General features: G+C 43.3%; 23 protein-coding genes. 9 read left to right on the plus strand and 14 right to left on the minus strand.

The features are described 5' to 3' along the window. The first annotated feature begins 488 nt into the window (after positions 1-488). Positions 489-821 (plus strand): hypothetical protein, encoded by a 333-nt coding sequence (locus tag QR722_RS18845; RefSeq protein WP_286284544.1) that lies wholly within the window; start codon positions 489-491, stop codon positions 819-821. Between the two features lie 63 nt (positions 822-884). Here QR722_RS18845 and QR722_RS18850 read toward each other — a convergent pair whose 3' ends face one another. The 3 genes from QR722_RS18850 to can form a co-directional block, all read right to left on the minus strand. Next, a complete protein-coding gene (locus QR722_RS18850) occupies positions 885-2,156 on the minus strand; it encodes a multidrug effflux MFS transporter (protein WP_286284545.1) in 1,272 nt (423 codons plus the stop codon). A 154-nt stretch (positions 2,157-2,310) separates the two neighbouring features. After that, positions 2,311-4,917 (minus strand): TonB-dependent receptor, encoded by a 2,607-nt coding sequence (locus QR722_RS18855; RefSeq protein ID WP_286284546.1) that lies wholly within the window; start codon positions 4,915-4,917, stop codon positions 2,311-2,313. 372 nt (positions 4,918-5,289) lie between these two features. Then, positions 5,290-5,874 carry a carbonate dehydratase gene (gene can, locus QR722_RS18860; RefSeq protein WP_286284547.1) on the minus strand — a complete coding sequence of 195 codons (585 nt, stop codon included), beginning with the start codon at positions 5,872-5,874 and terminating at the stop codon, positions 5,290-5,292. 66 nt (positions 5,875-5,940) lie between these two features. Between can and QR722_RS18865 the strand changes: the two genes are divergently transcribed. After that, a complete protein-coding gene (locus QR722_RS18865) occupies positions 5,941-6,381 on the plus strand; it encodes a GNAT family N-acetyltransferase (protein WP_286284548.1) in 441 nt (146 codons plus the stop codon). 79 nt (positions 6,382-6,460) lie between these two features. Here the strand turns inward: QR722_RS18865 and QR722_RS18870 are convergent, their stop codons facing one another. Together QR722_RS18870 and QR722_RS18875 are read right to left on the minus strand one after the other, a co-directional pair. Further along, positions 6,461-7,057: a hypothetical protein gene (locus QR722_RS18870; RefSeq protein WP_286284549.1), complete on the minus strand. Its 597-nt coding sequence runs from the start codon at positions 7,055-7,057 to the stop codon at positions 6,461-6,463. Beyond that, entirely contained in the window at positions 7,047-7,508 is a 462-nt protein-coding gene (locus QR722_RS18875) for an RNA polymerase sigma factor (RefSeq protein ID WP_502872486.1), read from the minus strand. Before QR722_RS18875 ends, QR722_RS18870 begins: the two co-directional genes overlap by 11 nt. A 234-nt stretch (positions 7,509-7,742) precedes the next feature. On the opposite strand from QR722_RS18875, the gene QR722_RS18880 reads away from it, so the two are divergent. Further along, positions 7,743-8,015, plus strand: coding sequence for a hypothetical protein (locus tag QR722_RS18880; protein WP_286284553.1), 273 nt, complete (start codon positions 7,743-7,745; stop codon positions 8,013-8,015). Between the two features lie 62 nt (positions 8,016-8,077). Here QR722_RS18880 and QR722_RS18885 read toward each other — a convergent pair whose 3' ends face one another. Beyond that, the gene (locus QR722_RS18885; RefSeq protein WP_286284554.1) at positions 8,078-8,983 is read right to left on the minus strand and encodes a DMT family transporter; all 906 of its coding nucleotides are present in this window, start codon (positions 8,981-8,983) and stop codon (positions 8,078-8,080) included. Positions 8,984-9,081: 98 nt separating this feature from the next. On the opposite strand from QR722_RS18885, the gene QR722_RS18890 reads away from it, so the two are divergent. Continuing rightward, on the plus strand, positions 9,082-10,578 hold the full coding sequence (locus QR722_RS18890) for a M20 family peptidase (RefSeq protein ID WP_353506893.1): 1,497 nt from the start codon (positions 9,082-9,084) through the stop codon (positions 10,576-10,578). Positions 10,579-10,585: 7 nt separating this feature from the next. Here QR722_RS18890 and QR722_RS18895 read toward each other — a convergent pair whose 3' ends face one another. From QR722_RS18895 to proB, 3 genes are all read right to left on the minus strand, one after another. After that, positions 10,586-10,840, minus strand: coding sequence for a hypothetical protein (locus QR722_RS18895; protein ID WP_286284555.1), 255 nt, complete (start codon positions 10,838-10,840; stop codon positions 10,586-10,588). Between the two features lie 3 nt (positions 10,841-10,843). After that, positions 10,844-12,094, minus strand: a complete 1,251-nt coding sequence (locus QR722_RS18900; protein ID WP_286284556.1) for a glutamate-5-semialdehyde dehydrogenase — start codon at positions 12,092-12,094, stop codon at positions 10,844-10,846. A 64-nt stretch (positions 12,095-12,158) separates the two neighbouring features. Then, positions 12,159-13,256: a glutamate 5-kinase gene (gene proB / locus QR722_RS18905; protein ID WP_286284557.1), complete on the minus strand. Its 1,098-nt coding sequence runs from the start codon at positions 13,254-13,256 to the stop codon at positions 12,159-12,161. 203 nt (positions 13,257-13,459) lie between these two features. On the opposite strand from proB, the gene QR722_RS18910 reads away from it, so the two are divergent. Then, positions 13,460-15,913 (plus strand): M1 family metallopeptidase, encoded by a 2,454-nt coding sequence (locus QR722_RS18910; RefSeq protein ID WP_286284558.1) that lies wholly within the window; start codon positions 13,460-13,462, stop codon positions 15,911-15,913. Beyond that, complete coding sequence (locus QR722_RS18915; RefSeq protein WP_502872448.1) at positions 15,913-16,422, plus strand: DUF6702 family protein; 510 nt, start codon at positions 15,913-15,915, stop codon at positions 16,420-16,422. Before QR722_RS18910 ends, QR722_RS18915 begins: the two co-directional genes overlap by 1 nt. Here the strand turns inward: QR722_RS18915 and QR722_RS18920 are convergent. The 5 genes from QR722_RS18920 to QR722_RS18940 all read right to left on the minus strand — a co-directional run bounded on the left by QR722_RS18920 (position 16,403) and on the right by QR722_RS18940 (position 19,756). Further along, entirely contained in the window at positions 16,403-16,816 is a 414-nt protein-coding gene (locus QR722_RS18920) for a hypothetical protein (protein WP_286284559.1), read from the minus strand. The two genes, QR722_RS18915 and QR722_RS18920, sit on opposite strands and share 20 nt — an antisense overlap. A 96-nt stretch (positions 16,817-16,912) precedes the next feature. Continuing rightward, on the minus strand, positions 16,913-17,272 hold the full coding sequence (locus QR722_RS18925) for a tellurite resistance TerB family protein (protein WP_286284560.1): 360 nt from the start codon (positions 17,270-17,272) through the stop codon (positions 16,913-16,915). Positions 17,273-17,631: 359 nt separating this feature from the next. Next, on the minus strand, positions 17,632-18,072 hold the full coding sequence (locus tag QR722_RS18930; protein WP_286284561.1) for a VOC family protein: 441 nt from the start codon (positions 18,070-18,072) through the stop codon (positions 17,632-17,634). Positions 18,073-18,118: 46 nt separating this feature from the next. Then, the gene (locus QR722_RS18935) at positions 18,119-18,421 is read right to left on the minus strand and encodes a DUF6482 family protein (protein WP_286284562.1); all 303 of its coding nucleotides are present in this window, start codon (positions 18,419-18,421) and stop codon (positions 18,119-18,121) included. A 99-nt stretch (positions 18,422-18,520) separates the two neighbouring features. Beyond that, on the minus strand, positions 18,521-19,756 hold the full coding sequence (locus QR722_RS18940) for a sterol desaturase family protein (protein WP_286284564.1): 1,236 nt from the start codon (positions 19,754-19,756) through the stop codon (positions 18,521-18,523). Between the two features lie 189 nt (positions 19,757-19,945). Here QR722_RS18940 and QR722_RS18945 point away from each other — a divergent pair, with 189 nt between their 5' ends. From QR722_RS18945 to QR722_RS18955, 3 genes are all read left to right on the plus strand, one after another. Beyond that, positions 19,946-20,794: a DUF3014 domain-containing protein gene (locus tag QR722_RS18945; protein WP_286284565.1), complete on the plus strand. Its 849-nt coding sequence runs from the start codon at positions 19,946-19,948 to the stop codon at positions 20,792-20,794. Positions 20,795-20,803: 9 nt separating this feature from the next. Then, positions 20,804-21,340: a DUF1285 domain-containing protein gene (locus tag QR722_RS18950; protein WP_286284568.1), complete on the plus strand. Its 537-nt coding sequence runs from the start codon at positions 20,804-20,806 to the stop codon at positions 21,338-21,340. Positions 21,341-21,596: 256 nt separating this feature from the next. Then, on the plus strand, positions 21,597-22,874 hold the full coding sequence (locus tag QR722_RS18955; RefSeq protein ID WP_286287746.1) for a metal-dependent hydrolase family protein: 1,278 nt from the start codon (positions 21,597-21,599) through the stop codon (positions 22,872-22,874). The last annotated feature ends 72 nt before the right edge of the window (positions 22,875-22,946 follow it).

A 22,946-nucleotide genomic window follows, 5' to 3' on the forward strand; every position in this document is an offset into this window, starting at 1 on the left:
TTAGGTGCTTAAACCAAGCCCTTTTGCCCGGCCTTTGGTCGGGCTTTTTCTATTCGTATCTAGACTAAAGTTCTAAGTGGTCTATGATGAATTTTTAATGAAAATATGTACAATAGTGTGGAATTATTAACCAAACTCGTATTAACTCTGCTTTAGGGTTATGCTTACCCAGTTGTTAAATGCAGACTTAGAGCAAAACATATTAACTAGTCGCAAAAATGATACTATAATAATAAAAAATAATTATATATATAACCGTTTGATTTAGATTACATTTAACAGTTTTTGTAGCGCAAAATACACTCTTTTGGTGATTTGGAGTCGCTGGACTGTCTCTGTTTGGAAACTTAATTTTCGTAGGGTTTTTCCCTAGACGCCATTTTTAAAAGCCTGAAGTATTGGCTCGTCGATTGCATTTGCGTCCAAGGCGACTATCAGTAGGTTTCCATTAAATATAATAAAAGTAAAAGTTCTGAGTGGGGAACAAAATGAATTCATCGATATCTCGATTCACTCAAATGGGAGATTGGATCTTCGAAGTGAAAATGGTTAGAGCACTTCGTGTAAAAAAATATGGAGAGCCGTATACAGCGCTAGCAACGTTAACAGCTAATGGTGAGTCAATGTATATCGACAGCCAATTAACCCGAGAAAATGACGATTTTTCACGAAAAGACTTTCTGACTTTTTACAAGTTTTGTCAGGAGCTGGAAATGAAAAATGTGATTTACGACAAAGTTAAAAATGGTGTAAGGCACCCACGTGTTGTCGACATTGTCGAAAACGTCAAACCTTCCCCCATAGTCCGTTTAGTCAAATAACCCTTAGTAACCGCTAAATAGTCTGAATACCTGAAATAGCCGAACGGCTTTTTCAGGTCAAGACTATTGGTTTATTTTACGAGTTGAGCATACCACTTGCTCTGGTTCATCTAAGTGACTATCACCTTTACCCGCCCATAAGACACTAATCAGTGCTAAGCAGCCAAAGAGCAGAAAGCCTATTGCTATCGGCACAATATCGTTAGTCACATAGCTGCCAATGAAGATTGCGATGGGGACTGAAAAAGCGCTACTTAAGGAACCAATAATGGCAGCGCCTAACCCAGCAATATGGCCCAAAGGGACCATTGCCATAGAGTTGAGGTTGCCGAATAAAATTCCAATAAAAAAGAATTCGCAAAATAACAGGCTTACTGTAACAAGCAAGGGCGGTAAACCATCAAAGTACCAAGTGATGCTGACCAATAGACTCGCCATGACAATATTGCCATACAGAGCTCCCAAACAAAGTTTTCGCATGCCCAGTGTCATTACCAAATGACCGTTTACAAAAGATGCAAAACCAATTGAAAATGCTAAAATCGCAAAGTACAGCGGAAACATATCTCCTACTTGATAGAACTCTTCAAACAAGGTTTGTGAGGCGCTTAGGTAGGACAGGAAGGCGCCAAATATAAAGCCCATAGCTAAGGTATATGACATCACTTGCTTGTGAGTAAGGATGTACTGGCTCGACTTTATCAGTGCCGCCCAACTAAATTTAACCCGCTTATTTTTAGGCAGAGTTTCCTGCTGACGGCTGAAAAACCAAATTCCTACTGCAGAGCCAATGACTAAAAACGAGGTGAAAATTTCTCGCCAGCTTGCCAAAATGAGAATAACTTTGCCGAAGGCTGGGGCGATCATTGGCACCAAGATAAACACCATCATAATGAATGACATGACCCGTGCCATGGCTTCACCAGAAAAGCGGTCACGAATAAGCGCAATGGAGGCAATGCGTGGGCCCGACACGCCGAAGGCCTGAACCACTCTGCCAAATAGCAGTACTTCCATGGACTCGGCCAACATACAAATAACCGTACCAAGCGCAAAAATTAGTAAGCCGGATAATATAGCCGCCCTGCGGCCCTTAGCATCCGAGTAGGGTCCGTAATACATTTGCCCTAATGCCATACCCAAAAAGAAGATAGACACTATCATGTGGGTGTATTGAGGGCTGTCGCTAGCTAAATCACTACCAATCTGATTCATTGCAGGCAACATTGCATCGATACTCAACGCCACCAGTGATGTCAAAAAAGCCATTAGCGCTACAAATTCGACTAAGCCAAGCTCCGGTTTATCAATCTTGCTATTTATGGTGTTTGACATTTTTATCCAAGTGCAGATTTAGTGAATTGACCACGTAGTGTGTAATCTACGACGGCATTAAATTATATTTATTTCAATAGCATTGTATGCTGAATTCGGTGGTTACAAAACAAAAAAGCGCCTAACGGCGCTTTTTAAATGGTTAAATCAGGTTTTAGAATTTATACCCTGCTTGAGCATAGACAAAACGTCCCTGACCATTGTGGGTAGAGTTCACGTAGCCCATAAAATCATGGTGGCTAAATGGAGGCTCTTCATTGAACAAATTGGTTGCACCTAGCGTAAGTGTGGTGTTTTCAATACCTCTATAATTGAAAACCAAATCTACTGTGGTCATGGCATCAACGGTTTTATCGCCAAAGCCTGAATCAGCATCACCATCAAACTCACCAATGTAGTTAACCGCAACTGTTGCGTTGAAGTCATCCATTACCCAATCCATTGAAGTAGTGTGGCGGACTTTAGGTTGTTCAAACTGACCTTCGGTGAGGTTCAATCTCTTACCACCATCGGCCGCAGGACGATACTCTTCAAATTTGACCACGTAGTTCATCACAAAGCCAAATCTAAAGGAGCCCATGTCAGACTCCATTTTGTAGCCAACATCCAAGTCTATTCCAGAAGTTTCTAGATCACCGATGTTTTGGAAAGAATCATACACTCTGACTACTTCACCTGGGTCGTTTGGATTTGCAGTAGGAATACGTTCAACAACTGTTGAATCATTACCAAAGTTGGTAAACACAAATTGGGTATCTGAATCGATGATATTTTCGATATCATAACTGTAGTAATCAATCGAGAAATCTAAATCTTCAGTGACTTCAAATATCATCCCTAAGTTATAGCTTGATGATTCTTCTGGCCCTAATTCTGGGTTACCGGCGAACACTGCTGTATATTCAGCAGGCTGACAGCCTAAGTCCACAGCATTACAGCGTACGGTATCGACTAAGTTTGGCGATTCATCTGTTCTGCCTAATCCTAGCTGATGCAAAGACGGTGCTCTAAATGCAGTACCGTAAGAGCCGCGGAAGGATAGGTTGTCCATTGGTGCCCACAAAAACGATACTTTAGGATCAGTGGTGGTGCCAAAGTCACTGTAATCTTCATATCTTACAGCCAACTGAATTTCCAATTCATCCATCACTGGAAAAGCAAATTCTGCTGACAAAGATTTACTATCGCGTTCGCCATTTGCTTGGGTTGCTTCTGTACCAAATACATCACCACGCAAGAATTGATCATCGGGATTATCGCTGATTGCTTCTTCGCGGTACTCAGCCTTAATCGCAGCCATTACTTCGCTGTTACCCATCTTCATCAATGGACCTGAGAAAGTTACATCGAAGGTTTTGTTGGTTGATTTGCCCACACGAGTAGTAGTTGTCTCGATATAATCTAACGCCTCTTGTGAGTTGGTTGATGGTTCAAAGGGGTTCCATAGCTCGCTATCGATAGCTTCTTGAACACGTCTTGAATTTGGATAGCCGTCAACGCCACGTTCTACCGATTCACTTTTGATGTAACTATAAGCCGCTTCCCAGTTCCATGTTTCGATTTCACCATTTAAACCAACAATGGTACGGTAATAATCGGTATCAACCCGTTTTTCACGATTGCCAATATCTACGGTACGACGGCGCATCGTTAGGTCTTGTCCAAAGAATGGATGTTCTGGATCATCCGCGAAAGGATGATTGGCATTGTCGCCATCCATGAACAATTCATTAAAACTTGGGCTGCCCGCACCGCGAACAATAGATTTGGAGTTTTGACCATTAAAATCTATAAAAGCACGAACCGAATCATTCACCTCATAGCGACCTAGGTAGTTGAAACTGAAACGCTCAGCATCTGGGACCATAGTCATGACGGGCGCATAATCATAACGACAAAGAACATTTTCTCGGTCAATATCTTCAGCTGCACAGCGGTCGACGCCAAATTCATCAATGACGCGATTAGTTGGATCAGAGCGCAACGCTATGGTACCCGGAATACCCGCCGAACTTCTGAAATCGACCGCATCAGGGTCATTAGGTCGCAACGCGGCTTGATTTGAAGAGCTTGAAAAAGAGCGATCCCCGTAAAGCACTTCTTCACGGTCAAAATAATCGAGAATAAAAGTATGTTTGAACTTCTCGCTGCTGCTACCCCATATCAAACTGATATTTTGTTCATCGCCGCCACCATCTGCTGTGGTACCGAACTTGGCTGAAATCTCAGCACCATCAAAATCGTCTTTAAGCACGATGTTTATTACACCAGCGATAGCATCAGAGCCATAGGTTGCAGAAGCGCCATCTTTGAGGATGTCGACGCGCTTAATCGCCGCAATAGGGATGTTATTAATATCGACGAAAGCGGTATCAATCCCTTTTGCAAAAGGTGAAACCGATACGCGACGACCGTTGATTAGAATCAAGGTTGAGTCTGCACCAAGTCCACGCAAAGACACACTTGAACCGCCATTGGCAGTGTCGTCACTGCTGTTACCTTGGGTGGAAAAGGTGCCTTGGCCGGAAATAGGCAACTTGGTAAACAAGCTGATTAAATCCGTTACACCTGTATTGGCTATTTGATCCGCGCTAATCGAAGTAACCGGAGAGGGCCCTTCCATATCAGTACGTTTGATCAGTGATCCTGTCACTGTTATTTTTTCAACGCCTTGGGTTTCTTGTGCTAATACTGCTGTATGTGTGAAGGCTAAACCGACTGCTGAGGAGATTAATGCCAACTTCGCTATTGTTGTTTTCATTTGTATGTTCCCTTGTATTAATTTTCATCCACTTACTCCGTGGATTTAGTTTTAGCAAGTGACTGTTTTTAAACAGCATGTTGGTTATAACACAGCGGAAAAATTTACTCTCGGTAAATTTCCTATCGATTGAATATTTATGTAATAAAATATTTACATTTGATGGGCATTATACGGCTGATTATCCTTTAAACAGAGTGTCATTTAAGGGCTGGCGGTTGTGAAGGGTGAGTTCGCGTAGGCCATTGGCTAGCGATTTAGGAGAATGTAACACGTGAGCGACAGGGCAAATTTTAATGCTCAGCTTGGTACTAGCAGATAATCTTAGTGGTAAAAAAGCAGGTTTAGGGTGAAGATCAAAAGCCTATTAAGCTATTGGCTAGCGAGATCTTTTAACAGTCCATCTTTCAAACTGTAAATCCAACTATGGATTTGCAGCTTTTGGCCTCGACCAAGGGCTTCTCGAACGATACTATTGCGTTTCACATTGGAAGCTTGCTCAAGCACGTTAATCTCACACAATTTGGCCGCCTTTTCATGGGCCGACAAACCGCTTAAATCAGCTTTATATTTATGCACTAGGTCACGAATATGCCCGAGCCAATTATCAATTAGACCAAGAGAGTTATTTTGTAATGCCGCATCAACTCCGCCACAGCCGTAATGGCCACAAACTATTATGTGTTCAACCTTGAGTACATCAACCGCGTATTGAAGCACAGAAAGACAGTTAAAGTCGGTGTGCACCACCAAATTGGCTACATTTCTGTGCACGAACACATCCCCTGGCGGTAAGTCCAGAATCTGGTTGGCCGGAACACGACTGTCCGAGCACCCAATCCACAAATACCTCGGACTCTGTTGACGAGCCAAGGACTGGAAAAAGTCGGGGTTGTTGGCCGTAGTGGCTTCTGACCACTTACGATTTTTTTCGAGTAACTGTTTGATTTCGCACATGGAATGAGTTTAATGTAAAGCGTAGGCAAATAATACAAAATCCAGGTCCAACCTGATGGAAATTTTATGCAAATTCGCTCAGCGACATTTGACGACCTAGCCAGTTTGGCGCAACTGTTTGACGGCTATCGTGTTTATTACCAACAAAATTCAGATATGCTCATCGCCACACGGTTCATCGCAGAACGGCTAACCCAGCGGGACTCGACTATTTTTGTCGCGCAGGAGGATGAAGGGCCACTATTGGGTTTCGTCCAACTGTATCCTATTTTCAGCTCAGTTAAGGCTCAGAAGAGTTTGTTGCTAAATGATTTATTTGTGACCCCTTCTGCTCGCAGAGCCGGGGTGGCTAGAGCACTGATGCAAAAAGCCAAGCGCTATGCAAAAAAGCAACTAGCTTGCTGGATCATGTTACAAACAGAACACTCTAACCATAACGCGCAGGCGCTATACGAATCCCTTGGTTATAAAAAAGACCAGGACTGTTTTTATTACTACTTATCCTGAAATCAGCATAAAAACCATGATTGGATTTTGATCTAATCGATATTTAAAAGGTTCAAAGGCCGAGTTTCACTCACAATGCTTATAAGTCTTTCACAGAATATTCTGACCAGCGAGCTTCAAATCCGGCCAGTAATTTAGCAAACTTCTTCTGTCGCCTATCAGCCCAAATCCAAATAAAGGGTAAGCACAGTAAATTAAACAACAGCATTCTAGAGCCCTTGCGAAACATCTCGGCCTGATCAATATAATTACCCAGATAACCAAAGGCAAAATACGACGCAAATATGAAAGGCATCAAATAACACAGCAGTTTATTTACATATGCAATTTTCATATTTTGCCGGTACTGGCGTTTGACTTGTTCCACAAAATCGGAGGTTGAGGTAGCGGTTTTATTCATACCCAGTGAATAGCGTCGTAGCCACAGCGTATAAATAAACCAGCCCGTAAACAGCACCGATAATGCCGAAATCCAGATAAATTCAAACATCGATAAACTGTGTCTATACAGAAATAGAATTGCGGGTATCGCCCCTGTCGATAACGCATCCAGCAAAACATACAAGTACTGTTTACTGCGCATCAGTCGCCATTGCTGCTTTAATTGCGATGTGTCAACCGGTGAAACCTGCTGTTGTTGCCACAACTGCTCTAGATTGTCGCGGTTATTGTTCATATTGAACTTGCTCCATTAGGGTTTTCTTAGCGCGATTAATTATCACACCCACATTGACCGATTTAATCCCGCATACCTCGGCAATCTCTTGATAACTCAGACCTTCCATCGACATGGTAATAATTTGTCTAGCTTGTAGAGGCAGCTTGCGGACCCCCTCAAGTAAATGTTGAATCGCCGCTTGTTGTGAAAGGTTTTGTTCGGAAGTTTGTTGGTGAACAGCGGCAATGGGGTTGTCGACTTCACAATAACTGTCATTATTCGGCTGTTTTGAATGATAGGAAACATGAGTAACGGCTTTGTTATGCGCCACCCGCAGAACATAGGTTTTTAAGCTACTATTACCTTTAAAACCTTTTAATGCTTGCCACACCGCTAAGCTAATCTCCTGGAGCAATTCCTGTCTAAGGTGTTCATTAGCCTCATAACTTGACGCCACACGGCTCAGCATCGGTCCATATTCAGACAGGATCCTGTCAAATTCCTTACTCAAGCCAAAACTCCCTGCGGTTAGTCAATCCCAAATTGGGATGACCGATTAAGTGATTCATAAGCAATAGTCTGCCTAAGTTGAAAATAATTACAAAATTGTTGTAATAATTTTTGCGCCTGGCTGACTAACTCAGTAATGCAATCAAATTTGTCCATGCAGAACCTAATCAACCGTCATTTATTGGAGAAGAAAATGAGTACATTTTGGATAGTCATGATAATAGCTAGCTCAAGCGCCCTGTATTTATATGCGGCTTGGTTAGATAAGCAACACAATTGGAAATTAGTCGACTGGTTTAATGGAAAAACATCAAACCCTTTTAAAGCCAGTCAGAAAGCACAATACGAAGCCACTATTGATGAGAAAGATCAGCAGATACATGATTTGAAAGAACGTGTGCAGGTATTAGAAAAAATCGTAACAGAACCAGCTTACGAGCTGAATAAGAAAATCAATGCACTCTAGTCTGTTTGCTACGGTCAAGTGCGCAGCCCATGGCCGCGCACTGAGAGTGTGTTCGCAGGATGCTAATTTGCTGACGATTTAATCTTGAAGCGCAGCAGACCTATCTTACCCATAGCAATTGCATTACCAAACAACACAATTAAAACACCAATAACAGCTTGAAGTTGCCATTGATATCCTTCAAATAATGTTGAAAGAAACAAGGCGACCAAAGGATACATCAATACCACATAGGCTGCTTTGTCAGAGCCGATCTGTTGCATTAGTTTCATAAAAGCACCAAAGGCCAACACGGAACCAAACACGGCTAAAAATAGCAGAGACACATAATAATCTGTCGACTTGGGCAGAATAAATTCAGCCCCGCTGAAAAATGCAAAGCCATATAAGAACACCAGCCCATAGGTCATCGCCCAAAAGTTCATTTGAATTACAGGTGTGCCTTGGTCCAAGATTCGCTCAGACACCACATTACCCAACGCGGCGAAAAAGAATGAGATGCAGGCGAGCAGGATCCCAAAAGCTAAAAATTCATCATTTTGCACCTTATCAAATTCAGGCAAAAAAATAAGCGCCATGCCCAATAAACCAAAAGTGGCTCCAATCAACACTTCTGGCCGAATCGGTTTTTTCAAAAAGATTTTACGCATAATGATATTAAGATAAATAATACTGGAACTCATCAAGGCTAACACAGCACTAATGATGTACTTTTGACTTTGATACAAGAAACTATAATCCAACGTATATAGGCATAATCCCACCGCCGCCATTTTCAGATGAATATGGGTTGGCATTTTCAAAGGCAGTTTCTTAAACCAACAATATGCGCCTAATACTAGCGACGCGATGGTAAACCGGTAGGCAACCGACAAAGCTGGATCCACTTCTCCCAGTTGATAAGTAATGGCAATCCAGGTTGAACCCCAAATAAGTGTGCAACTGATAAAAAGTTGAATATTAGACACGCGTAATCTCAAGCCCATAAATCGGAACAATATGTTAGCAAAACAACTCAACAACCAAGCAAGACTTTATTGTAACTTCAGGTTTATACTGGTTATAAGTGGAAAAACTCAATGAGTCAGATTATATGAAGAGATTGCTGTTAACCTTTATTTTAGCGGTTATGATTTTAGTTGCCGTACTATGGATACGTGCGGAAACCACCTTTGAAAATAAGCAGTTAAACCTTCCCCAGAACACCGAGCAATTAGATATAGATCAATCAGCTGCTGTTGAACGATTTGCTAAAGGTATTCGCTTTGCGACGATTTCTTATGATGACCCATCTCGTATCGATGATGCTGCTTTCGCTGGTTTGCGTGAGCACATTGAACAGAGCTTCCCCTTGATACATCAAACGGCCGAACAAATGATCTTTAATCATCATAGTTTGGTGTACCGTTTTGAAGGCCGTAATGCCGCCCTCAAACCGGCTTTGTTTATGGGCCATATGGATGTGGTGCCAGTAGATGAGGTAACACAATCCCAGTGGCAACAGCCGCCTTTTAGCGGCGCGGTAGTAGACAATATTATTTGGGGACGAGGCACAATAGACGATAAAGTCACAGTGTTTGCATTGCTCGAATCAATGGAGCTACTGCTTAGTCAGGGCTTAGTACCCGAGCGTGAAATAGTCTTTGCCTTTGGCCACGACGAAGAAATCGGCGGCGAACAAGGCGCGGCCAGAATCGCTGAACATTTCAAGCAACAAGGCACTGAGTTTGAATTTGTCCTCGATGAAGGCGGCGCTATAACAGACGGAGTCATGGCTGGTATGACCCAACCCGTGGCATTAATTGGCATCGCAGAAAAAGGCTTTGTCAATTTAAAGCTCATTGTCAATGATGAAGGCGGTCACTCTTCACAACCACCTGAACACACCGCGGTAGGGATCCTAAGCCAAGCTATTGTAGATATCGAAAATGCTCAGTTTGAGACTAATTTGACCTTTAGTATAGAAACCTTCGAGCGGGTTGGCTACTACGCCCCCTTAAGTTCCCGCTTGCCAATGGCAAACCTTTGGTTGCTGTCTCCCTTGGTTGAAAGCGCCATGTTAGGCAAGCCTTCAAGTGCGGCAGGTATTCGCACCACCATAGCTGCCACTATGCTGAGCGGCAGTTCTAAATCTAACATTCTGCCGACTCAAGCCAGTGCCGTTGTCAATTTCAGGATCTTGCCAGGTGAGACGGTCGAGACAGTCACCCAGCATGTGGTCGAAGCCATCGACAATCCTAGGGTGCAAATTGAGAGCTTTATGCAAAATGAGCCATCTCAAGTTTCCCCTACAGATAGTTTAGGCTATAGCCTAATTGAAAAGAACATTCGACAGTTAGACAACCAGATACTAGTTGCCCCCTATTTAGTGATGGGCGGCACAGACTCAAAACACTTTTATGGGTTATCAGACAATGTCTATCGTTTTATGATGGTGCGCCTCGATCCCAAAGGATTGAAACGCTTTCATGGTGTGAATGAACAACTACCGGTGGCAGATTACATCAATGCCATCACATTTTTCCATGCCATGTTAAAACAAACTGCAACGGGACAGAATTAAGCCACTTTCAGCTTAAGTATGTCGCATAGATAAAATAGAAAATTGGCCCGGTTATCAACCAACCGACCAAAGTAATCTTAAAAAAGCTATCTTGCTGAATTTGATCCAAATGCACAAATGAGCTGGCTTTTGGATCAATTTCAGGTAAAGGCTTTACCTGTCGGTAGAGCTTTAATACCGTCATTCCCACTAAAATGGGAATGACAATAACGCCAATAATGAACACGACGAACATCCAAGCATCTGGTGATGTTTTGCGCATAGTTTATTTCCTCACTTCGCCGTCACCATAAACCACGAATTTTTCTGTGGTCAGCGACAAAGCTCCCATAGGACCATAAGCATGTAATTTACTGGTTGATATGCCAATTTCGGCGCCTAAGCCTAACTCTCCACCGTCGGAAAAGCGCGACGAGGCATTAGCCATCACTACCGCTGAATCTACCACTCGGATAAACTCGTTGGTCGCTGAATAATCTTGGCTCACAATTACCTCTGTGTGGCCCGAGCCATAAAGCGCGATATGCTCAACAGCTTGATCGAAGTTATCGACAACCCGTATGGCAATTTCAAGGGCCAAATACTCGGCATGCCAGTCATCTTCAGTGGCGGCAACCGCGCCATCGAAGAACCCTATACTTTTTGGGCATGCATGCACTTTCACTTTATGTTGGGCAAACATCGCTGCAGCCATGGGCAAAAACTCGGACGCTACCGATTGGTGCACCAATAGTGTTTCGAGGGAGTTACACACGCTGGTTCGCTGGGTTTTTCCATTTTGTAATAGTGCCAGTCCTTTAACTAAATCGGCTGCTTTATCTATATACAGATGACAAACACCTTTAAAATGTTGGATCACTGGGATCTGGCTGTGCTTGCTAACAAATCGGATTAAGCCTTCACCGCCGCGAGGAATAATCAAGTCGACATCATCACTCAAGGTCATTAATTCATTCATCACCGCGCGGTCGGTGTCGGGCACCACTGTTACGATAGCTGGATCTAAATTGTGCTTTTCCAGCGCTCGATGGATACATGCGGCTAAGGCTAGATTTGAATGAATAGCTTCTTTACCACCACGCAAAATAACCGCGTTTCCGGCCTTTAAACACAAAGCCGCGGCATCAATGGTAACATTAGGACGAGACTCATAAATCATCGCGATCACCCCTAAAGGAATGCGCATTTTGCCAACCCGGATACCGCTTGGCTGTCGTTCAATCTGATTAATACTGCCGACTGGATCCCTTTGTTGTTCAATTTGTAGCACCGCTTGGCGAATACTTTGTAAGCGCTCCTCACTAAGCATTAATCGGTCTTGCATGGAAACATCCAGCCCAGCAATTTTAGCCTGCTCAAGATCCCGTTTATTGGCCGCCAAAATCGCATCCGATTGACTGATTAACTCATCGGCAATATCCCGTAATAATTGGTTTTTAACATTACTGCTTAAAGTAGCAATTGAGCGTGCGGCAAGTCTGGCTGCACGGGCTGCTACAGCGATGGAAAATGACATAAATTCTTTCCTAATCTGATAGCTCCCTCGCGACATTGCGGCGAGCGATAATTTTTATTTGTTTTTATAACAACACCATATCATCACGGTGTACCACGGCTTCGCCGAGGGTGTAGCCTAATTGTCCTTCGATATCACTACTGCGCTTACCTTTGATGTGGTGCAGGTCACTGGCACTGTACAAAGCCAACCCCTTGGCTAACGGATGACTTTGATATTCGATGGTCACTGCCTCGCCAGACTTAAATTGTCCAACAACCTCAATAATACCGCTGGGTAATAAAGATGCACCTTTGTTTAAAATGGCCGTTTTTGCGCCTGCATCAATTACAATTTTTCCGCAACTTTTAAGGGTGTGCTTAAGCCACTGGCCACGGGAATTTTCGCGACTAGCAACGGGTTTGAATAGACTACCTTGTATTTTTCCTTCGAGTAAGTTGTCAAACACGTCACCTTTCTGGCCATTGACTATCAGTGTTTGAATCCCGCTTTGAGTACATTTTTGTGCGGCTTGCAATTTTGTCTGCATACCACCGGTGCCCAGGCTAGTGCCGGCCCCCCCAGCTAACGCCATGGTTGCCTCGTCGATATGTTCAATCAATGGCAGTAGCTTCGCATCTGGGTTGCGGCGGGGATCTTTGTCAAACAAACCATCCACATCCGAGCAAATGATCAATGTATCGGCCTCAGCAATAAGGGCAGCATAGGCTGCAAGATTATCGTTATCACCGACTTTTAGCTCATTCACCGCCACGGTGTCGTTTTCATTGATGATCGGCAAAGCGTGATGATTGAGCAGCTCTCGTAAGGTATTTTTAATATTCACGTAACGAGTGCGATTGTGTAGATCATCATAAGTTAACAAAAGCTGTGCACAGGGAAAGTCAAAGAAGCGTGACCAATTCGCCATCATCTGAGTTTGACCGATGGCCGCCATTGCCTGTTTCTCGGCAATAGAAGGAGCGTGGTGGGTTTTAATTTTGCCCTTTCCCGCCGCAACACTGCCGGAAGAAACTAAAATCACCTCTTTACCTAAATCACGACTCGCTGTGATAAAGCGTGCTATAGCCAATAAATAGCGGCCGCTGCATTGATTGCCATCCGGGGCGATTAAAGCGCTGCCGACCTTAATCACCACTCGTTGCCAGGTAAAATCCATCATCGTAATCCCTCAAAGATAACTGTAGGTGTAGATTACGACAAAATGTAAACAAAACAAGCCACAGGGGTTATAACTTATGGATTAAATCGTAATAAAACACGTATTTAGCGCGCTATAGGCTAAAATCCCGTTTTGCTGGCGATTTAGATTGCTTTTAGGGTAGAATTAGGGCATTGAATTAGCTGTATTAAGTATCCATCACTATGCGAATCAGAGCAATTGTAGTAAGTATTCTGGCGATATTCGTTCTACCAATTTTTAGTAGTTACGCAACTATCCAGCAAACCAAAGGCGACTTCCAAGACAAATTCCGTCAATTAGATGAAGCACTCCCCACTCCAAATGTTTACCGTAATGCTGCGGGCGAGCCAGGTCATCAATATTGGCAACAAAAAGTTGACTATAAAATTCAAGCCAAACTTGATGAGACCAAGCGACGCATTGAAGCTAGTGAGCAAATTACTTATCAAAATAACTCACCCGACACACTAAAATATTTGTGGGTTCAGCTTGATCAAAACAAATTTCGTGATGACTCAATGTCAGCGCTTACTACTACCTTTGGTGGGATAGGTAATCGTGGTCCTGGTACCAAGAGTGCTTCAGGCAGCACGCCTGCACAAATCAGTATTGGGGCATTACGCAGACAACAATTTGTTGACGATAACGTTTTAGGTTACCAACTTAACAAGGTTGCAGATAGCCGTGGCAATGACCTCAAATACACCGTTGTCGGCACCCTAATGCGCGTCGATTTAGCCACACCGCTCAAACCGGGTAAAGATGTTGAATTTTCTATTGACTATGCTTTCAATATCGTCGAAGAAGATGCGGTCTCTGCGCGTTCTGGATACGAGCACTTCCCCGATGATGCCAGAGAAGGCGGCAATGACATCTTCTTATTAGCTCAGTGGTTTCCTCGTTTAGCCGCTTATACCGATTATGAAGCTTGGACCAATAAGGAATTCATTGGACGAGGTGAATTCACTCTCGAGTTCGGTGATTATGATGTTGAACTCACGGTGCCTGCCGATCACATAGTGTCAGCCACAGGTTCACTGCAAAACCCCAATGATGTTTTAACCGCTACTCAGCGTAAGCGCTTAAAACAAGCAGAGGAAGCCGAGCGGACTGTGTTTGTGGTAACAGAAGAGGAAGCTCTGGAGAACGAGAAAGCAGCTACTGATGAGCAGAAAACCTGGCGATTCAAAGCAAAAAATGTCCGCGATTTTGCTTGGGCATCATCACGTAAATTTATCTGGGATGCCCGAGGCCATCAACAAGGCGGTGACGAGCAACCACTGGTAATGGCCATGTCATTCTTCCCCAAAGAAGGGGGCGATTTATGGAAGAAATACTCTACTGAGTCGATCATCCATACACTAGAAGTCTATTCCCGTTTCTCGTTTGATTACCCTTACCCTGTTGCCCAATCTGTCAATGGACCTGTTGGCGGAATGGAATATCCAATGATCACTTTCAATGGTCCACGCACCACGTTACAAGACGATGGCACCCGCACGTATTCTCAAGCCGAAAAGCGCTTCTTGATTGGCGTAGTGATCCACGAAGTGGGCCACATCTATTTCCCGATGATCGTCAACTCCGACGAGCGCCAATGGACTTGGATGGATGAAGGTTTAAACAGTTTCTTAGATGGTGTGGCAGGTCGTGAATGGGACCCAACCATTCCTTGGGGAGTAGAACCCCGCGATGTAGTTGACTATATGAAAGGTTCCACCCAAGTACCGGTTATGACCCAATCTGATAGTGTGTTGAAATTGGGACCCAATGGCTATACTAAACCTGCCGTGGCACTGAATATACTGCGCGAAACGATTTTAGGTCGTGAGTTGTTCGATTTTGCATTCAAAGAATATGCCCAACGCTGGAAATATAAACGTCCAACTCCGTCTGATTTCTTCCGCACCATGGAAGAAGCCTCAGGGGTTGACTTGGACTGGTTCTGGCGCGGCTGGTTTTACACCACTGACCACGTAGACATATCTTTAGATTCTATCTATAAATTACGCTTAGATAGCAAAGATCCGGATATCGATTTTGACCGAGAACGTCAACAAGAGGCCGACAAACCTGTTTCACTAACCGATATCAGAAATCGCCAAGAAGGTAAGCAGCTTTGGGTTGAACGTTTTCCTGATTTGAAAGACTTTTACGATGAAAATGACCGCTTCACCGTAACCAATAAAGATCGCAATAAATATCAGAAATATCTGAGTAAATTAAAAGACTGGGAACGTATAGCTTTAGAGCGTGCTGTAAAAGAAGACAAAAATTACTATGTGCTGGAGTTTTCCAATTTAGGAGGCTTGGTGATGCCGATTATTCTTGAGCTCACTTTTGAAGATGGTACTACTGATATGCTTCGAATTCCCGCCGAGATCTGGCGCCGTACCCCTAAGGCAGTGAATAAATTAATTGTCACCGAAAAAGATAAAGTGCTGACTGGCGTCAGTATTGACCCTCATTGGGAAACGGCTGATGTCGATACCAGTAATAACCACTACCCTAGACGGATCATTCCATCGCGTATTGAAGCGTTTAAGAAAGAAAAAAGTAAAGCTAAAGTCAGCCGTGACATCATGCATGATATGACCACGGAGTTGAAAACTGACTTTAAAGGCGACGATCAATAGTGTTCAAGCCAAGCTTACTAAAATGGTTGCTTGCCGTTACCTTAGTGGTTTCGGCAGCTGTGAGTGCCCATCAACAGAAAACCGCTATCTCAACCATACTGTTCAATCCACGCACCGACAATATCGAAGTTATGCATCGGTTCAATCTGCACGATGCAGAACATGCGGTTAAACAGATTTTTGGCAAGGGCGCCGACATTCTGGATTCGACGGAAACACAATTGCAGTTTAGTGAATATGTCGCCGCACGTTTTACCTTATTTGATGCAGACAACAATAACCTTGCGTTGAAAAAAGTCGGTTTTGAAGTGGATGGTAAGTTTTTTTGGGTCTATCAAGAAACCGCCCAAATAGATAATTTACAGGGTATTCAAGTTAAACATGATGCGTTAAGAGACTTATGGTCAAGTCAAACCAATACTGTAAACATTGAAGGAATGGGTGATATCAAAACCCTGACATTCACCCAAAATATTGAGTTGTTAGAAGTTAGCTTTGGCCATCACTAAGTTGCTCTAACAGCCATTGTTTAGCTTCTGTAACATCATGAAAAAAACGAAACGTTTCTCCCGCGCTACGATAAATTTCCGAAAGGTGAGACTCGGCAAACATTGGCAAGTCGCAATCATCGACTAAAATAGCGGTCGCGATTCTGCCTATTTGTTTTTCTTGCGCTACCACATCGATCAAATACTGCATGGCCGCTGGTACGTATATACATTCACCATGTAATATCACGATAACCGCCCAGGGCTTATCAGCTAAGCGCTCTATTAACCCACTAGCACTTTCACCGGTTTGCTGAAGAGATTCTAAATTCCATGGTCCAGTGCCTTCTACCTGAAGAATTTGCCCATCAAGTTTTAGCTGCAAACTTCCATGGGCTTCAAATTTATTATCCATTAACACCTCTAAAGGTTAAATTTTTACCCTGAAAGTGAGTGTATAATATTTTACCCTTGGGTATCAAAACATATTGCAGCTTTATGCTCTGGGAATTTAATCAAGTGCTTTGGCGAGCAGCCGATTTTGTAGGTAATCAAGTATCTCTTGTTCTTCTTCGGCAATGTCTCCGTCAACCAGTGAAATCCCTTGTGCCACAGTTAGTGCTTTTTTAGCATTGAAAGTCAACGCATCCTTAAGCGATAGAATATAAGCCTTCACCTCACCACTATCGACCGCTTGGCGCACTTGATGAATTGACTGTCGTTGAAACTCGTCAAGATCTTGTTCGCCCTGCCAATCGAGATGAGAATATATTGATTGAAAGTAATCCTGCTCGGTGAGTGTGATTTTCCCATCAATTCTATACATCAACATGCATAATTTAAGTAGGGCCTCATTAAATGCCTGTTCCATAGTCTTACTCTTTTTAACCGTCTAACTGAAGAACAATTAACGTGGGTACGAACAGCATAAATTCAATCACAATTTAACGATTGATGGCTGCTCTGAATTGACTTTTAAATGGTAAGAATGGGCTTTCATAATCACTACAAAGATATTTCCCGTTGGGATGGAAGCAGACTGTCACTGCCGAAAAATGTCCCGATATTGTATGTTTTAGTCTGAAAAATATATGTTGATATAATTGTACAAATCAGACATTTGATAGCAAAAATCGGCCCAGCAATTGGGCCATAACTAGCTGGTAGGTGCAGAGTATTGGTGGCAACTACCAGCAGCTAAAGTCTGTCATTATCGCCGCTTTGCGGTAATTACCACTGACCGCTATTTTCCATTGACGCCCATGGCTCTTGTGGCGGCAACGCATCACCTTTTTGTAGCAGCTCGATTGAGATACCATCGGGAGATCGAACAAAGGCCATATGCCCATCTCGAGGAGGACGGTTTATCACCACGCCCGCATCTGACAGCGTTTGACACAGTGCGTAAATATCATCGACTCGAAAAGCTAAATGGCCAAAATTACGCCCGCCGCTATAGCTCTCCGGATCCCAGTTATAGGTGAGCTCTATCAATGGGGACGCATGACTTTTAGCGCGCTCAACATCTTCTGGTGCGGCTAGAAAAACTAAACTAAAGCGGCCTTTTTCATAGTCTGTTCGCTTAGTCTGAACCAAGCCCAATTGTTCACAGTAAAATTTGAGTGACGCATCTAGGTCAGATACGCGTACCATAGTGTGCAGATATTGCATTGAATATTCTCTCCAGCTGTTTGATCAGCAAGGTATTAAGGTTTTATCAATAAGGTTGAGACATGGAGAACGGCAAGATCGTTGCTCCTTTAGCCTTAGGTGGATTGCCAATCATCTCATCATAAGGGGATTCATGCACCATTATGGCTTTGCTGACATTTATTACTTCAAACGCATCACGGATTTGTTGGGCACTATGGAAGCGTTTTAGCGAAGGCCCCTGATAAAGCATACCTTGGTTATTCCCAACGTGCAGTTTAACCAAATATAGGCTCATTTCAAATGACTGTACTTCAAGTAAATCAATGGTTATTTTGTCTCGAATGACGCGCTCGTAGTCAAATTTCATAAATAGTCCTGAAGCTAATCTTGCAGAACTAGTTACTACGCCTAAGTTGAGCAGAAAGTTCAGTATTAGTGCTTTCTAAACTTTCTGCTAAATAAGTATTTATTGAGGCGGGGAAGGCTGTGCTATTGGTGAAGCTTTAGGTTCACTTCGTTTTACGCTAACCAATAGAAACAAGCTTAATAGAGTGCCAACAAATAAGACTGTGGAAATAATTTCGGGGATTTGTAGTGTTACTGCAGCAGTTAGTAGCAAGGCATTTTTGCCCCACTCAAGCCAATAAGCTATAGGTTTTGATTCCATAAACCAGGCCAATGAAACACTGCTCAAAACAACAAAGGCAGCGAGCGCCATCTGAGAACCAATCGCCATAACGGCAACATTCATCATCAGATAAACAGCAATCATTGCAGAAATCGCATATTGGAACACACAATATATTTTTGCTGGAACGCTTAACGCAGTATCGAAACGTTCGAATTTCGTTAGGTCCACTCGTGTAAGAGGGTACTTTGCAGCTACATCATCAGGCCGCCAACCGGTTTTACCGAACCAGACTCGAAACTTGTCTGGCCACCTTTTCGTTCTTGTACTGTCTTTTACCAATTGCGAATAAACTTGTAGGTTGGCCCACACGGGGTTCCAACTGTGTAATGCTTTGCGCACACCATAAATGGGCGGCTCTTCGTCTAATTCATCTTGGAAACTGGCAAAGATACGATCCCAAATAATAAACACCCCACCGTAATTTCGATCTAAATAACGCTGATTCTGGGCATGATGAACTCGGTGATTTGACGGTGTAACAAAAATCCACTCCAGCCAGCCTAATTTGGGCACGTGCTGGGTGTGAACCCAAAATTGATAGACTAAATTTATTGCCGCCACACTGATCAGCATCAAAGGATCAAAGCCCATTAGTGCCATGGGTAAATAAAACACAAAGCTAAAAATAGTACCTGAAGACTGACGCAACGCTGTGGTTAGGTTGTAGTCTTCGCTGGAATGGTGCACCACATGCCCCGCCCAAAATATACTCATTTCGTGGCCAAACCTATGATTCCAATAGTAAAAAAAGTCATATATGACAAATGCCGCCACCCAAACTAGTGTCGATTCTGGCAAAGTGAAAAGCCTCAGGTTGTCATATAAAATGATATAAATCGTAAAGGGGACTAAGTTTTTCGCAATACCAATCATACGACTCATAACGCCTGCGCTTAGACTGCCTATAGCGTCATTGACACGGTAATAATCAGTTTTCCGAATCTTTTCAAATATCAATTCAAGCGCAATTAATAAAAAGAAGAACGGTATGGCGTACAGAATAATAGTCATAAACTTATCGACTCAAATGTAAATTAATTGTAAATTCTCCGACCAGTTTAAACGGCATAAGTTACTCTGTCCAGACCTTGTAATTGTAAGGTCTACACTCCATATATAAAATTATCCTAAAAATTTTCAACAATTGGCCAAGATGCTTGTCATAATAAGATATAGGTCTTTGAAATATGGAAAAAATGTATGACTGAAGAATCGAAAAACAAATCAATCGCTCCTCACATCATATTAGCGGCGGTAGTTGGCATCATCATTGTTGCTGCATATTTTATGTTCTCAGGGGACGAACAAGCAGACCTCAACGCCCCCCCCATAGCCATAGAAAGCAAGCCTGTAGAGCCGGCATTCTCCCCTGAATCAACAGCCGACAGCAGCGATTATGTTACCGAAGATGACGCTTTGGCTAACGACGAGCCTGTAGCTTTAGACATGCCTGAACCTATGCCTGAGCCTGAGCCGCTGGATACCAGCGATGCTGCCGTGAAAACGTCATTACTTAGCATAGCAAACTATGAAACCGCAGCCCGTCTGCTGGTTAACGATGACCTACTGCGTCGTTTTGTGGTGCTAACCTCCAATGCTGCAAATAAAACCTTGGTTCCTAAACATCAAGTTGTTGTCGCGCCTGAACAGGCATTTCGGGTCTACGAGCAATCTGACAAGACCTTTATTGATGCTTCAAGCTTTAAACGTTACACTCCTTATGTTGACGCCATCGACTCTATGGATACCCCTGCATTATTGTCGTTATATGAAACCTATAAACCAGCATTAGATAATTTTTATGCTGAAATAGGGGACCCCGATGATGACTTTAAATTCGTTTTAGTTGACGCAATCAATCATATCCTGGATACCCCTGAAGTCCCTATGCCGATGGAAGTTTATACCGAAAGTGTGATGTATAAGTTCAAAGATCAACGATTGGAAGAGCTATCTTCTGTGCAAAAGCAATTATTGCGCACTGGGCCAGAGAATATGCGCCGTTTGAAATCAAAACTGCGCGAGATCAAAGACGCTTTACAAGAGTAACTTTACGATATGGATTTAGGCAAACTCCAGCAGCAACTGGCGCAACACCAAAATAAGGTGCCGCCAGTTGAAAAATGGCAGCCAGCTTTTTGTGGTGATATAGATTTGCAAATTAAGCACGACGGCAGTTGGTTTTATATGGGGACGCCTATAGGCCGCAAGGCGCTGGTGAAATTGTTCGCTGGCGTTCTACGTAAGGATGATGATAAATATTACCTAGTAACCCCAGTTGAAAAAGTCGGCATTCAAGTAGAAGACGTACCTTTTTTAATCGTCCAGTGGGAAAAATCGGACGACATGTTAGTGTTTACCACCCAAACCGATGATCAATTTGTGGTCAGTTCAGAAAACCCCGTTGAATTACGCACCGATGCCATCACTGGAGCACTACTACCTTATGTAAAGGTAAGACGAAATTTGTGGGCCAGACTTCACCAAAATGTATATTACCAGCTCATTGAGATTGCCAAACAGCAAGTCATAGAGGGCGATTCCCATCTAGTATTAAGCAGTGGGGATTATTCGTTTTCCCTTGGTACATATTGAAAAAATGTTTAGCTTAGACGTATACAATGCCATTAATCTCAGCCCCTATTTTTATAGGCTTGTGAGAACAATCCTGCTCAAACCAGACCACCCCAAGTATAATCTTTTCTTACCAATCAATTACTAAGTTAAATTTGAGTTTGCGTTTAGCGACTTTGACCTGATGCACAAATTCCCCTAATGTTGTTCAAAATTGATCAATGTTGAAGAGACCAACACTATGCCACTACAACAAACCAACCTTTGTAAAACTTATATGATGGCGCTCATTGTCGGCTCAATTTTATTGAGTACATCGGTGCAAGCAGCCACATATATTCATGCAGGTACACTCATCAGTGCGGCATCCGATAAGGTACAAAATAACGTCACCGTTATCGTTGAAGACAACAGTATTCGTTCTATTCAATCCGGCTTTATTGCAGTTGGCCCAAATGACACCTTAATCGATTTATCCGACTACACCCTGATGCCCGGTTTAATGGATATGCATACCCACTTAACCTTTGAGCACTCAGGACCGGCCTCATATATGGAGCGTTTTGTATTAAACGAAGCTGATTTCACCATTCAGGCTGTGGGTTTCGCCGAGAAAACCCTGCAAGCTGGCTTTACCACTGTTAGAAACTTAGGCGATGCATATAACGAGACCGTGGCCTTGCGTAACGCCATCAACAAAGGGATGATTGACGGTCCCCGCGTATTCACCGCCGCAAAAGCGATTGCCACTACTGGTGGGCATGCTGATCCAACCAACGGACAGGCAAAAGTCATCACCACTGATCCAGGCCCGATAGAGGGCGTAGTCAATGGCGTTGCTGAGGCCCGTAAAGCCGTTCGTCAGCGCTACAAAGATGGCGCTGATTTAATCAAAATCACTGCCACGGGCGGAGTACTCTCAGTTGCTAAAAGCGGCCAAAATCCACAGTTTATGCAAGACGAACTTCAAGCGATTGTCGAAACCGCAAAAGACTACGGCATGACCATCGCGGTTCACGCCCACGGCAAAGAGGGCATGCGTCGTGCCATTGTTGCGGGTGTTACCTCCATAGAGCACGGCACATACATGGATAAAGAAATCTTCAAATTAATGAAAGAAAATGGTACCTACTATGTGCCCACCATCATGGCTGGTAACTGGGTAGCAGAAAAAGCCAAAATTGATGGTTTCTTCCCAGATGTTGTCCGCCCCAAGGCAGCAGAGATAGGCCCGAAAATAATGAATACCTTTTCTGCCGCTTATAAGTCAGGGGTCAATATCGCTTTTGGTACTGACTCTGGTGTGTCGGCACATGGTGATAACGGACTAGAATTTGTCCTGATGGTGGAAGGGGGTATGAAACCCATCGAAGCGATACGCAGCGCTACCTATCACGGCGCAGTTCTACTCAATGAACTCGACCGTCTTGGCACCATTGAACAAGGTAAGTTGGCAGATATGGTGGCTGTGAAAGGCGATCCTCTTACTAATATTGCAGAAATGCAAGATATCGATTTTGTCATGAAAGACGGCAAGGTCTACCTGTATAAATAGGCCTAACCCCACTTTATGCTAATTAGGAAAGTAACTGAGCAAAGCCTACAGCAAAGAAGCACGTAGGTAACT

This window comes from Aliiglaciecola sp. LCG003 (assembly GCF_030316135.1).
GTDB lineage: Bacteria > Pseudomonadota > Gammaproteobacteria > Enterobacterales > Alteromonadaceae > Aliiglaciecola.

Bases quoted from the DNA above. Each gene is read 5' to 3' on its own strand.
- QR722_RS18845 (WP_286284544.1), top strand. From the start codon at position 489: ATGAATTCATCGATATCTCGATTCACTCAAATGGGAGATTGGATCTTC.
- QR722_RS18850 (WP_286284545.1), bottom strand. From the start codon at position 2,156: ATGTCAAACACCATAAATAGCAAGATTGATAAACCGGAGCTTGGCTTA.
- QR722_RS18855 (WP_286284546.1), bottom strand. From the start codon at position 4,917: ATGAAAACAACAATAGCGAAGTTGGCATTAATCTCCTCAGCAGTCGGT.
- can (WP_286284547.1), bottom strand. From the start codon at position 5,874: ATGTGCGAAATCAAACAGTTACTCGAAAAAAATCGTAAGTGGTCAGAA.
- QR722_RS18865 (WP_286284548.1), top strand. From the start codon at position 5,941: ATGCAAATTCGCTCAGCGACATTTGACGACCTAGCCAGTTTGGCGCAA.
- QR722_RS18870 (WP_286284549.1), bottom strand. From the start codon at position 7,057: ATGAACAATAACCGCGACAATCTAGAGCAGTTGTGGCAACAACAGCAG.
- QR722_RS18875 (WP_502872486.1), bottom strand. From the start codon at position 7,508: ATGCTGAGCCGTGTGGCGTCAAGTTATGAGGCTAATGAACACCTTAGA.
- QR722_RS18880 (WP_286284553.1), top strand. From the start codon at position 7,743: ATGAGTACATTTTGGATAGTCATGATAATAGCTAGCTCAAGCGCCCTG.
- QR722_RS18895 (WP_286284555.1), bottom strand. From the start codon at position 10,840: ATGCGCAAAACATCACCAGATGCTTGGATGTTCGTCGTGTTCATTATT.
- QR722_RS18900 (WP_286284556.1), bottom strand. From the start codon at position 12,094: ATGTCATTTTCCATCGCTGTAGCAGCCCGTGCAGCCAGACTTGCCGCA.
- proB (WP_286284557.1), bottom strand. From the start codon at position 13,256: ATGATGGATTTTACCTGGCAACGAGTGGTGATTAAGGTCGGCAGCGCT.
- QR722_RS18910 (WP_286284558.1), top strand. From the start codon at position 13,460: ATGCGAATCAGAGCAATTGTAGTAAGTATTCTGGCGATATTCGTTCTA.
- QR722_RS18920 (WP_286284559.1), bottom strand. From the start codon at position 16,816: ATGGATAATAAATTTGAAGCCCATGGAAGTTTGCAGCTAAAACTTGAT.
- QR722_RS18925 (WP_286284560.1), bottom strand. From the start codon at position 17,272: ATGGAACAGGCATTTAATGAGGCCCTACTTAAATTATGCATGTTGATG.
- QR722_RS18930 (WP_286284561.1), bottom strand. From the start codon at position 18,072: ATGCAATATCTGCACACTATGGTACGCGTATCTGACCTAGATGCGTCA.
- QR722_RS18935 (WP_286284562.1), bottom strand. From the start codon at position 18,421: ATGAAATTTGACTACGAGCGCGTCATTCGAGACAAAATAACCATTGAT.
- QR722_RS18940 (WP_286284564.1), bottom strand. From the start codon at position 19,756: ATGACTATTATTCTGTACGCCATACCGTTCTTCTTTTTATTAATTGCG.
- QR722_RS18945 (WP_286284565.1), top strand. From the start codon at position 19,946: ATGACTGAAGAATCGAAAAACAAATCAATCGCTCCTCACATCATATTA.
- QR722_RS18950 (WP_286284568.1), top strand. From the start codon at position 20,804: ATGGATTTAGGCAAACTCCAGCAGCAACTGGCGCAACACCAAAATAAG.
- QR722_RS18955 (WP_286287746.1), top strand. From the start codon at position 21,597: ATGATGGCGCTCATTGTCGGCTCAATTTTATTGAGTACATCGGTGCAA.